The sequence below is a fragment of the Corynebacterium nasorum genome, assembly GCF_030229765.1.
Taxonomy (GTDB): Bacteria; Actinomycetota; Actinomycetes; order Mycobacteriales; family Mycobacteriaceae; genus Corynebacterium; species Corynebacterium kefirresidentii.
This window is the reverse complement of sequence record NZ_JASPGY010000002.1, coordinates 249,832-261,187: the sequence shown is the minus strand read 5'-3', so window position 1 is coordinate 261,187 and position 11,356 is coordinate 249,832. Positions and strand designations below refer to the sequence as shown.

Annotated in this window: 9 protein-coding genes; 4 read left to right on the top strand and 5 right to left on the bottom strand. The window is 53.4% G+C overall.

Features of this window, described 5'->3' with window-relative positions; translation table 11 throughout:
* The first annotated feature begins 9 nt into the window (after positions 1-9).
* The gene (locus QP904_RS03065; protein WP_200288550.1) at positions 10-1,695 is read left to right on the top strand and encodes an AMP-binding protein; all 1,686 of its coding nucleotides are present in this window, start codon (positions 10-12) and stop codon (positions 1,693-1,695) included.
* Between the two features lie 103 nt (positions 1,696-1,798).
* On the opposite strand, the gene QP904_RS03060 is transcribed toward QP904_RS03065, so the two are convergent.
* The 5 genes from QP904_RS03060 to QP904_RS03045 all read right to left on the bottom strand — a co-directional run bounded on the left by QP904_RS03060 (position 1,799) and on the right by QP904_RS03045 (position 7,091).
* Positions 1,799-1,954, bottom strand: coding sequence for an IS3 family transposase (locus tag QP904_RS03060; protein ID WP_234288152.1), 156 nt, complete (start codon positions 1,952-1,954; stop codon positions 1,799-1,801).
* A gap of 1,392 nt (positions 1,955-3,346) precedes the next feature.
* Entirely contained in the window at positions 3,347-4,405 is a 1,059-nt protein-coding gene (locus QP904_RS11780; RefSeq protein WP_396130026.1) for an SGNH/GDSL hydrolase family protein, read from the bottom strand.
* Positions 4,288-5,088 (bottom strand): GDSL-type esterase/lipase family protein, encoded by an 801-nt coding sequence (locus tag QP904_RS03055; protein WP_232212561.1) that lies wholly within the window; start codon positions 5,086-5,088, stop codon positions 4,288-4,290. The genes QP904_RS11780 and QP904_RS03055 overlap by 118 nt, the downstream gene beginning before the upstream one ends.
* Before the next feature lie 48 nt (positions 5,089-5,136).
* Entirely contained in the window at positions 5,137-5,967 is an 831-nt protein-coding gene (locus QP904_RS03050; protein ID WP_198010438.1) for a GDSL-type esterase/lipase family protein, read from the bottom strand.
* A gap of 800 nt (positions 5,968-6,767) precedes the next feature.
* Positions 6,768-7,091 (bottom strand): hypothetical protein, encoded by a 324-nt coding sequence (locus QP904_RS03045; RefSeq protein ID WP_239208199.1) that lies wholly within the window; start codon positions 7,089-7,091, stop codon positions 6,768-6,770.
* 342 nt (positions 7,092-7,433) lie between these two features.
* Between QP904_RS03045 and QP904_RS03040 the strand changes: the two genes are divergently transcribed.
* The 3 genes from QP904_RS03040 to QP904_RS03030 all read left to right on the top strand — a co-directional run bounded on the left by QP904_RS03040 (position 7,434) and on the right by QP904_RS03030 (position 11,352).
* Positions 7,434-8,834: an NAD-dependent succinate-semialdehyde dehydrogenase gene (locus QP904_RS03040; RefSeq protein WP_023020064.1), complete on the top strand. Its 1,401-nt coding sequence runs from the start codon at positions 7,434-7,436 to the stop codon at positions 8,832-8,834.
* A 137-nt stretch (positions 8,835-8,971) separates the two neighbouring features.
* Positions 8,972-10,918, top strand: coding sequence for an alpha/beta hydrolase-fold protein (locus QP904_RS03035; protein WP_023027781.1), 1,947 nt, complete (start codon positions 8,972-8,974; stop codon positions 10,916-10,918).
* Between the two features lie 2 nt (positions 10,919-10,920).
* Entirely contained in the window at positions 10,921-11,352 is a 432-nt protein-coding gene (locus QP904_RS03030; RefSeq protein ID WP_284835520.1) for a hypothetical protein, read from the top strand.
* Positions 11,353-11,356 lie beyond the last annotated feature (4 nt).

Sequence of the window (11,356 nt, the reverse complement as noted above, 5' to 3'; positions counted from 1 at the left end):
AGGAAAACAATGTCAAAATACACACTGCAACCAAACACTCAGCATGGTGTTCCTAGGAAGGAAGTTGTTCGTCAGTTCCTTTACTTTCTTAACGTCATTCGGAAAAACAACATCTTTGAGTTCGGTTCGGCGCGGGAGGTAAGGTCCGACTTTGAGACTATTCGAAGGTTTGGGACGTTGGAAAGTGGCGCATTGGCGAATACCGCACGCCGTCACCCTGAACGTCTGGGCCTAGTTGATGATGACGGCGAGCTAACGTTTGGTGAGTGCTTCGAGCAAGTAACTCGACTAGCAACCGGACTTCTCAAAAACGGTGTGGAGGACGGAAGCAATGTAGCCGTCATGGCACTAAACGGGCGTGCTGCAATATTTCCGCTTTGCGCACGTCAGATGGCTGGCTACCATATTTTCATGATTAACGCCAACAGCTCTGGCCCCCAGATCGAGCGCGTGCTTGAGTTCCATGAAGTTAAAACCCTCATCGTGGACCAATGTTTCTACGAAAGGCTTACGGAGACTACTAAGAAGACGTGTCAGATCATTATTGGTCACGTGGAGGATAGCTCCTCCCTCCCTGAGGGTGTCCTTACTATGGAGGGAATCATAGAAGCCGGCAGTCCTAATTTGAGCCTCCTGCCCAAAAAGCCTACGAAGTCTCAGCATGTCGTGATGACCTCGGGTACCACAGGAATGCCGAAGGGAGTTGTACGCCGCCAGCTTAAGTCGCCTCAGGGTATTGGACCGATTTTGGACGCTATCCCATGGCGCCGAGATATGTCTGTCCTTCTTACAGGCGTACTATTTCACTTCTACGGCTGGGGTAATATGCTGTTGTGCTTATTTACCGGTTCGACGATAATTACTCAACGCAATTTCGATTCAGCGAAAGCACTTGAACAAGTGGAACGGTATGGTGTGGATGCGTGGATCAGCTCCGCCTCTCGGCTTCGCGGGATGATAGGTTATTTGGATAAGAACGGTATTGACCGCGTGCCTGGCCTTGAGTTTGTAACGTCCTCGGGTAGCCCCCTCACCCCTTACGAGGTGCAAAAAGTAAATCAAAAGTTCGGCCCCATTTTCCACAATTGCTACGGTTCCACTGAAACTTCTGGTCTTGCGATTTCGGCAGCCGAAGACTTGGCGGCAGACCCAACGTTGACTGGTACTATTCACCCAGGCTCAATGATTGAGATACGAAACGATGACGGTCAAGTGGTTCCCGACGGCGAAGTAGGGGAGATTTTCGCCGGTGCCTACGACATGTTTGCCGGATATACCGATCCATCAATTGATATTAAAACTCAAAATGGGCTACTGCGTATGGGTGATCGCGGCTATAAGAAGGGAAATAAGCTATACGTGGGCGGGCGTGCGGACGACCTAGTAATTACGCAGTATGGTGAGAAGATTTTCCCTTCTGAGCTAGAGGACTTACTGATCCGAGACAGTCGTGTCGCAGAGGTACATGTACACGGCGTTCAAGATCCTGACTTTGGCCAGGCTCTCCGTGCCTACATCATTCGGGAAGACGGCGTGAGTTCGGAGGAGCTTACAGAAGATGAAGTTCGCCGGCTAGTCCGCGAGGGCTTGTCCGACGCGCACACTCCTCGCGACGTGTTTTTCGTTACTGATCTTCCTCGCAACCCAATGGGTAAGGTTATACGCCCTGAGCTTCCTGGCAAGTCGACAGCCTAGAGAGTTCAATTCGTCTGTGTAGGATGAGATTTTTCTAAGCCTATTCTCCCCTCTGCTTGCCTTCTGATATGAACTGGTCCCCAAAAGTTGGGCTGGTTTAAGTCTAGGTGGTTAGACGTTCAAGGGCTTGATTCCGATAGTGCATCGGGGTCAGGCCCTTTAGTCGTTGTTGGATGGGTTCGGTTTTGTACCACTGGATGTAATCTTCGATAGCATGGGTGAGTTCCTCGACGTTGCTAAAATCTTCTCCGTGGTACATCTCGGTTTTTAGTGTCCGAAAAAGTTGACCATTACTGCGTTGTCGTCACAGTTGGCTTTACGCGACACTGACTGAACACCGCCGTTGTCGTGAATCAAAGTACGCCAGGTCGACTGCTGGTATTGGAAGCCTTGGTATAGGTGTGCATCACCCACCCAGGCTTCGGCGCAAAAGCCGCAATCGCTTTTGTCAATGAATTTGGCGATAAACTCTATCGACGGTGATGGCGACACGGTGTGAGCGACAATACAGCGGTCGAAGAGATCCATTACCGGTGACAAATACACTTTGCGGCCTGCAACCCTAAACTCGGCAACCTCACGCTTTGAAGGCCTTTCACAAGACATAGCTTGCCATGGAGCAAGACTCGACCAAACAAAACAAGGACTGGATCAACGCGAACACCAACATGTTGAGCTGCAGCCTAGTAACCATAACTCGGGCCGCCAATTCTCCCGCTGCGCCACTGACAACGAACTACGTGCGCGAATACAACTGCTCCCCACTAGAGTAGGTAATTGATTTCTCAGGCGAAGTAATGGGGAGCAGTACAATACGGAAAGGCTGGGGGCTTCAGTTGGGAATACTTCTGAATGCCCGGGTGGTGGAAAATTATATAGTGGGGTCACTCTACAACCAGCTAAAACTACGAGCAATCTAGCAAGTTGCTCAAATTTTTCGAGATGCCGCCAAGATTAACCAGAGCGACTAAACTACACTTCTTCAACATAACTGAGTGGGGACCGTTGCTTGACGAGGGATTCGGTGGATTTCTCTTTCGACTGCTATCCACTGGTTGTTAAATTGAACAATTCATTGCTTAAAGGGGTATTTTTGACCCCGTACTCATATCACTATATGAGAAAGCCTGGAATGCTTGGGGCTAAGCATCAATCAACGCCGATGCAAGCTGCTACTCTGAAAAGCCCTGAAATGCCCGCATCCCCAAACGTTCTATCTTCTTTGCTTTGTGACGAAGAAGGCTGCCGTTTTTGAGAAGAACTCCCTTTTCATGTTTAGCTTAGCTACTTCTTTACGGGGTACGTCAAGTTTGGCGTGCTTGTCAATATCCAGGTCTCGCTAACTTGGCTGTCCATCGCTAGAGGAGGACCTCTGAGACCCGAGTTGGTTGATTGGTGTAGACTTCGTGAAGCTAGGCACCGTAAAATCCTTTCTCGCCTGGCTACACGAATGCCGCGGCCGCATTAACGCGTTTTGTAAACAGTCACCGCAACCAAAGGTCTCCGGCAGACGCATGAACGACCAGATAACCGCGCTCGGTGTTTACAATCTGAGGAAATCACGAGCCTCCGAACTACCTAAGGCTCGAATTGCTCGACTGTCTAGGCCAGTAGCCACTGAAATTTTCAACTGCTCCGCTCGGGCAGGAGGTTAGCGAACCTTGCGGGCGATTTCTTGTGCCATGTGTTGTTGGCCTAATGCGGTGGGATGAGCGATTAGATTGCCCTCGGGAAGCCCGTGGAAGTTGGAGTTTCGTTGATGCGGCGGTTTGCACCAACCTTCATCGTCATTTGGGGGGCTGATGTAAGTCGTGTGTGACTCCAAAGCTGCCTGTTTAAGCGTATAGTTCACCTTAGTGAGAAAGCTTTCAATGTATCGTCGATCGCTTAGGGAGAGAAAGCCACTTTCTGGGCACGTGTGCTCTGGGGTCGCGGCTGTGTAGTAACCTGTGAAGAATATTTGGGCTGCCGGTGCGCGTCTCTTTACATCGTTGGCTATATCGATCAGTCGCTGTTTAAGATTCCTGCCAGTGAAATCGGGGTTGTAGATACTTCCATCTGTTACAGGCTCGGCGAGGGGCGCGCACTCGGGTAGTCCGGGAATTTGAACGTGGGGTGCGCAACTAGCAAAAAGGGCGGCTAGGCCTGCGTCGTTTCCCCCGAGACTAATGGTGACTATTTTTGTGTCGGGGGTGAGATGTTGCTTCTGAGGACTTGGAGCGGTGAGAGGCAGAGCGTGATGTTGAGGGTTGTCATGTTGGTAGGTAAACGCCCAAGCGCAGGTGGCATCGTCGAGCTGGAGGTTGAGGAGCTCAGCTAGTCGGTGGGGGTAGTTGTCTCGGTCCCTGACGCAGGCCGGGGTGCTCCCCGGAGCAGGCCGTGTGATTGTGCCCGTGGAGGCGTAGGAGTCCCCGAGTGCTACGTATTTGTCTCCTGGTCGGAGGGCTTGAGCGGAGGGTGCTAGGGCCGTGGTTGTAAGTATTGCGGTTAAAAGTGCGGCAGTGATTCTTTGGGCGTGCAAGAGTCTATCCAATGTACTAGGGAAGAAAAGCCTAGGCCTTTGATTGTTTACTCGGAACTGGCGGCATGGGGCTATTTTGCAATGTTTCGTCCAATGAAACGGCCGTATTCGTGTGTGCCGTGGGCATTGAGGTGGAAAGGCAGGTTTCCTGGTGCTGGTGGCATGATGTCGACGAGATTTACCCACCATCGGTCTGGGGAGCAGGCGTCGTGTCCTTGGGACATCGGCCATGCGTCGAGGAAGGTAGCGTTGTTTTGTTGCGTGACTTCACGGAGTGTGTTTTGGAGGCGCTGTTCGGTGCCAGCGGTATTACCGGCTGGGATGGGTAGTGGGTTTGATGACCCCAAGCCACTGTTGTAGCAGGACATGTTATTGAAAGATACATGTGGGTAGCCGACAACAGTGACTTTAGCATTTGGAGCATGGCGATGTGCTACGTTAATGGCGTTACGCAGACCGCTTCGGATTGCGCGTTCCGAAGCAGCAACATCAGACCCGTATGGGTATGTATCGTTGGCGCCTGCGACAATGACTACGTTTTTGGTCTGTGGGTTGAGATCGCCGCGTTGTGCGGCAGTTCGAAGCGTGTCTTCAATGTGTATACCGCCAGTTGCGAAAGAGGCGCCTGCGCATTGGTACTGATCCACGTGGGCGCCCCCAGAAGCGATGGCTATTTCATTGGCAATGGAGCCGTCGGTGACGCAGCCTACTCCGGTATTTGTCTTGACTTTGGCTTTATTTTGCAAGAAATCGGTGAGCGTTGGGTTTGCTACCACGCTGTCTCCGGTGAGGACAGTGTTGCCTGCTACTGCGGCTGTTGCAGTGATATTTCCGGCCATGAGAGCTGCGGCTGCGATGGAAGTTGCAACCATTTTAGTGTGGAGTCGCATTCTTAGGTTCTTCCTGGGATTGTCGTCTGGTTAACGCTTTTGAAGTTCGCTGGTGATGATTCTGGCCATTCCGTCGTGTCCGATATCTGTCGGGTGCATAGGCATGACGGAAGGTGCCGCTTGAGTTTTCAACGCTACAGTCCAACGCTGAGTGGCGTCAGGTTGGCAAGTGTCGTGGGTCTTGGCCTGGTCATAGAGGTTGATGAAGTTGGCTCCTAAAGCTTGTGCTGCGCGTCCGATTTCACGGTTGAATTCGGCTTCCGCATTAGTAGCACCTGGGAAGGAGATAGGCACAACTCTGATGCCATCGTTAATCGCGCACAGCGTGTCATTTACAGTCATTGGCAGGTAGTTGACCATAGTGATCCGCGCTTTGGGGGCAACTCGGCGGATTTTGCCGAACTCTAAGCCAAGCAGCGCTCGATAGTTGGATCCTTTAGGAATGTTTGGGAGGGTGGAGTTGGCTAGGGCATCTATGTGAGTGTCTGGCTGAAGGCCCCCATACATGAAAACGACTTCTTTAGTGTTGAGTCCGATATTGCCGGTACGAATAGCGTCATTTACGTAGGCGTCGACCGAGTAGCTGGTCCCGTTACAGGAATAATCTGCGAGGGTGTAATGGAAGTTATCGGCGGTTTGATGCGCCCAGTTCCGTTTGTCATTAAAGCAGGGGTGGAATTGGATGTAGGGCTTGTAGGGGCTTGTAGATGCGCGGCTACCAGGTGCTCCGCCGTTGGCGGTAATAGAATCACCGAAGGTAACCATTTCCTGCCCTTGGCTTGCGTTGGCAGTTTGGGCGAGGGAGAAACTCGCGGTGAGGGCGATGAAGCCGGCAGCTATCCTGTTTTTTATATTTTTCATGGTCTTAGGGATCGGGAACAATAGGAGTGTGTGAGGTTTGCTCATCACCCCGACAAACGTAGTGCTTATACAGAGAATATCCAACTCTGAGGGGCAGTAATTCCTGTTATGGGGGGTGAAAATTGGTAGCCGTGTGAGCTTAGAGGCTCTTGAATCCGAGTCTGTGAAAGTATCATTTTTCCGTTTGTGACAAGTGCGAGTTTCCCGGCCTAAGTGTTTTGAAACAGTAACGCGTGAATAGGCGCTGATGCACCGGTGTATATTTAACTAGCAGAGGGAATAGGTAGGGAATAGGTGCAACGGGAGTGCGCGAACGCTATGAAATACTGCAACGTCGCGTATAGAAAACCGGTTTTCCGCTGACTTGCAACCGTCGTCCGAAACGATGGCCGTACGGCCACTGACAGCCAGTCAGAGGAGGGGGAATTAAAGAGCGGCTCAAACGCATCGCATTGGGGAGGAGATCGACAGGGAAGACTGTCCGAATGGTGCCTCCCCTCGAAAACGCGATTGTCTAACGACTTGATCCAGTTCGACATGTAGTAGAGTTTTGGAAAAGAAAACTGGTTAAAGTCGACAATCTTCTACGTCCATGCTGTACTAACCGATTGCTTCGCTTTTCATAAGATCTGAAAGAACCTATGGCCTAGCAATAGGCGCCCAACCTGTAGCACGCCAATCAAGAGGACGTTTTCCCTAAAACTAGATGATAAAAGATTGCGGGTGGGAGGCGCATGCCTAAACTAGTGCCGTGCTGCAGGAGCTTTCAATATCACTAGCATGTGGTAAGGTGCCGAGTGTTAAATGGGGGGGTAACCGCCCAAAACACTGCCTAGTGCGCTGAGATCCAGTTCGGAAGACTGAAAGTCGTTCAGTAGCTCGGAAGAGCCAGTCTCGTTGAGGAAATTCGAGGAACCCAAGTCGCCGAAAGAGGAACCGCCAACCTCAAGGTTAACCTCTTCTGGGTAAGTCGGAGACGACATTGGTGGAAGCTCCGGGAGGTTTACTTCCGGCAAAGATATGTTCGGGAGCTTAATTTCTGGGAAGTTTCCTCCAGAAATGTGAACTAGAAGGTCTTTAATGGGACCAGAAACGATTTCGTTGATTTGAAGCAGTACGGCCATAGCCATTCCTTCAATCGTGGGGATAGTACTGGGTGGTACGTTCACAGGTGTTACAAAAGGGTGCAACAGTTACGTCTCATATGTTTTTGCGTCAGTACAGGTTCCGAGAAGCTACGTGGGCTGCTTCTTAGTGGCATTCAAGCCGGACATAGGTGTTGGATCTGGATGGGGGGCATTGGCCTGTCGCTTGGCATCAAATAATCATTAAATAAACGATCCTTAAATTATTCGTTTACTGGGGTTTCGGGGAGTTGTAAATCCTGCGTAACTAGCCCAATCTAGAGCCGAGTTCGTCGCTCCATAAGCTTGCGTGGGTTGTGATCCGCGACTATACAGGGGCCCATGTTCGCTATTGAGAATCCAAGCACAGGCAAGAGTGAAGACAAGTTTGAACGCATCGATGATTCGCAGCGCGATGACATCCTAGACCGTTCCACCGCGGCCTACGATGCATGGCGTAGTACTCGCATCGAGGAGCGTGCCGCGGTTTTGTCCCGCGCTGCAGACCTTTATGAAGAGCGCATCGATGAGTTGGCAGACCACATCGGTCGTGAAATGGGCAAGCTGACCCGTTGGGCGAAGGCTGAAGTGCAGATTGTTGCCGATATCTATCGCTACTATGCCGAGCATGCGCACGAGCTGCTCGCAGATGAGTACCTGCCGGCTCAGAACGCGCACAAGACCGTGGTACGCAAGGAGCCGATTGGCCCATTGTTGGGCATTATGCCGTGGAACTTCCCGTACTACCAGGTAGCCCGCTTCGCAGCTCCTAACCTGCTGCTGGGTAACACCATCGTGCTCAAGCACGCTTCCATCTGTCCGCTGTCTTCCCAGGCATGTCAGGACATCTTGGAAGAAGCTGGTCTGCCGAAGGATGCGTATATTAACATTTATGCTTCCGGTTCCCAGATGGATGCTTTTGTAGCGGATAAGCGCATCAAGGGCGTTTCTTTGACCGGCTCCGAGGGTGCAGGCTCTGCCGTTGCTAAGACCGCTGGTGAAAATTACAAGAAGTCCGTGCTGGAGCTGGGTGGCAATGACCCATTCCTGGTTATCGATGATGAAAATCTGGAGTGGGTACTGGATCAGTTCAACCTGATTCGCATGTACAACACCGGCCAGGCCTGCAATGCACCGAAGCGCCTTATCGTTCTTGAGGACTTCTACGATCGCACCGTTGAGTACCTCGAAAAGAAGATCGGGGACATGAAGGTCGGCACTTATGATGACGAGAATGCCGACATTGGTCCGCTGTCTTCCATCGGCGCCCGCGATGAGATTGTGGAGCGCCTCGAAAAGGCTGCGGCCAACGGCGACGCCAAGATTCGCGTAGGCGGCAAGAAGATCGATCGCGAGGGCGCCTACATGGAGCCTGCCCTGCTTACCGACGTCGACCCATCCGCCGACGTAGGCTGCAACGAGATCTTCGGCCCAGTGGCGATTGTGTACAAGGCCAAGGACGTTGAAGAGGCCATCGAGATTGCCAATAACTCTGAGTACGGTCTGTCTAGCTCCGTGTGGGGCACTGACTTGGATGCTGCGTTTGAAGTAGCCAACCAGCTCAACGATGGCATGACGTTTGTTAACGAGGCGTCGGTAACCGCAGCAGGCCTGCCATTCGGCGGCGTGAATCGCTCCGGCTATGGCCGCGAGTTGGCGCGCTGGGGCGTAGGCGAGTTCGTCAACGAGCACCTGTACCGCGTGAGCGGACAGGATAATCCGGGTAATTCCCCGGCAATGTAGCGGCGTGTCTGTCTAGCGTAAGTCTCAAGTTCAACTTAAACTTGAGTACACGATAGACAGCTCACGCCGTAGGCATCGGTCCGGGGGAGGGGAACCCTCGGAAAGGTACCGCGGCAAATCTTCAAGGACGTTTACCTATGCGCAAAAGCACTTCCCCGAGCAAGGCTCGCAAGGGCCTTGCTGTGGCCGCAGTACCTACCGCCATCGCCGTGGGTTTGGCCCTGCTGCCAAACGCCACCGCACAATCTTCTGTAGGCGATCTCTCTTCCGCAATCGGCGGCGATTCCAGCCTGTCCGATCATTTCGCACCGAAGGATCCACCCGCCCGCACCCCGCTGAACACCGAATACCCGGATGTTAAGGGCTTGCCGGAGGGCGTGAAGATCAACCGCGTGGAGTACCTAACCAACCGCCACTTGATGGTCTACATCAAGTCTGCGGCGATGCCGGACAAAGAGCAGAAGGTGCAAATCCAGCTCGCCCGTGACTGGTACTCCCACCCAGAAAAGAAGTTCCCAGAGGTATGGGCACTGGATGGCCTGCGTGCACGTGACGATGAGTCCGGCTGGACCATTGAAACCAATATTTTGAACCAGTACGCCGACCGCAACGTCAACCTGATCATGCCGGTAGGCGGCGAGTCTTCCTTCTACTCGGACTGGGAGCAAGCAGACCGCGGTAAGCACTATATGTGGGAGACCTTCCTGACCAAGGAATTGATCCCGATCCTGGACAATGAGTACCGCTCCAACCACAAGCGCGCGGTAACCGGCCTGTCCATGGGCGGTACTGCCGCGATGAACCTGGCTGAGCGCAACCCGCACCTGTTTAGCTTCGTGGGTTCTTTCTCCGGCTACCTCGATACCACTACGCGTGGCATGCCGGAAGCCATCATGGCTTCGCAGCGCGATGCCGGCGGTTATGATTCCCGCAAGATGTGGGGCCAGCCGGGCTCCCAAAACTGGATCGACCATGATCCAAAGCTGGGCATTGAAAACCTGAAGGACATGAAGGTATATGTCTCCGCAGGTTCGGGCAAGGATGACTTTGGCAACGCCAACTCCGTGGCTAAGGGCCAGGCAAACCTCGCTGGCATGGGCTTGGAGGTCATCTCCCGTATGTCCACCCAGACCTATGTTGATTATGCGAAGCGCGCCAAGATTGACCCTGTGGTTAAGTTCCGCCCATCCGGCGTGCACAGCTGGGAATACTGGCAGTTTGAGATGCAGCAGGCATGGCCATACATCGCAGATGCATTGCAGATGGACAAGGCCGACCGCGGTGCGGACTGTGAGGCAATCGGAGCCATCGCTAAGGAGACCAAGAGCGGCGTTATTGGCTCTTGCTTGAATAATGAGTACGACGTCGCTAAGAAGGGCAAGGCCCAGGACTTCGAGTCTGGCACCGCTTACTGGTCCCCAGACACCGGTGCGCATGCCCTCTTCGGCCGCATTGGTGCTCGCTACGCCGAAATCGGCGGACCAACCTCCTGGCTTGGCTTCCCGAAGACCGGCGAGTCCAAGACGCCAGATGGCAAGGGCCGCTTCGTGCACTTTGAGCACGGCTCCATCTACTGGTCCCCGGAGACTGGCGCTTGGGAGATTACCGGCGATATGTTCCAGGCTTGGGGCAAGAATGGCTACGAAAAGGGCGACCTGAAGTACCCGACCGGCTCGGTAAAGAAGGTCGGTGAGGGCTACATGCAGGAATTCCAGGACGGAATCCTTACCCGTAACCCGGATGGCTCCAACCAGGTAGTACACGGTGCTATCGGCGCCAAATACAAGGACATGGGCGGCGCGGAGTCTGCGCTCGGCTTCCCGACGTCCGGAGAGAACGCCGTCAATGGCGGCTTCTTCCAGACCTTTGAAAAGGGCAGCATCTACTGGTCCCCGAAGACTGGTGCGCACTACATTCTGAAGAGCAAGATTATGGACCGCTGGGGCCAGGCTGGCTGGGAGCAGGGCGAGTTCGGCTGGCCTACCTCTGACTACTCCGAGATTGCCGCTGGTGGCTTGAGCCAGGAATTCCAGCACGGCAAGATCAGCGAGGTTCTGGGCCAGGTTCGGACCGAGAAGAAGTAGTCATGCGCAAGCTAGTAGTAGTGGGCGCGGCGCTGTGCTTGACCCTTGCGGGGTGCGGTTCTGCCACGGTGGATAGCGAACCTTCGCAAGAGACCGAGGTCGCGCCCCTCGAGCGGGAGTCGGAGGCCCCTACCTCTGCGGAAGAGACATCCTCTAAGTCGCAGGAAGACCGCGGTGCGCGTGAGATCTCTGAAATTCCCACCGCCGAGCTGCCGGAATCGGAAGCAAAGTACCTAGGCAGGCTAAAAGACGCCGGCGTCAACGTTGATGGCGTAGAAGATCAGCTCCTCGGCGCGGGCAAAGCAGCCTGTGATGAGAATGATGTCACCCTCTCTGCGGTCGCCGGCCAGCTTGTTGAGCAACAGCGCACCACGATGGACTTTGAAGAGCTTTCTAAGCTGATTACGGATTCCGCACGTACAGGGATTTGCTAGGTTC

Coding starts and splice junctions, on each gene's coding strand:
- QP904_RS03065 (WP_200288550.1), top strand. CDS start 10: ATGTCAAAATACACACTGCAACCAAACACTCAGCATGGTGTTCCTAGG.
- QP904_RS03060 (WP_234288152.1), bottom strand. CDS start 1,954: ATGTACCACGGAGAAGATTTTAGCAACGTCGAGGAACTCACCCATGCT.
- QP904_RS11780 (WP_396130026.1), bottom strand. CDS start 4,405: ATGGTGGGTAAATCTCGTCGACATCATGCCACCAGCACCAGGAAACCT.
- QP904_RS03055 (WP_232212561.1), bottom strand. CDS start 5,088: ATGGTTGCAACTTCCATCGCAGCCGCAGCTCTCATGGCCGGAAATATC.
- QP904_RS03050 (WP_198010438.1), bottom strand. CDS start 5,967: ATGAAAAATATAAAAAACAGGATAGCTGCCGGCTTCATCGCCCTCACC.
- QP904_RS03045 (WP_239208199.1), bottom strand. CDS start 7,091: ATGGCCGTACTGCTTCAAATCAACGAAATCGTTTCTGGTCCCATTAAA.
- QP904_RS03040 (WP_023020064.1), top strand. CDS start 7,434: ATGTTCGCTATTGAGAATCCAAGCACAGGCAAGAGTGAAGACAAGTTT.
- QP904_RS03035 (WP_023027781.1), top strand. CDS start 8,972: ATGCGCAAAAGCACTTCCCCGAGCAAGGCTCGCAAGGGCCTTGCTGTG.
- QP904_RS03030 (WP_284835520.1), top strand. CDS start 10,921: ATGCGCAAGCTAGTAGTAGTGGGCGCGGCGCTGTGCTTGACCCTTGCG.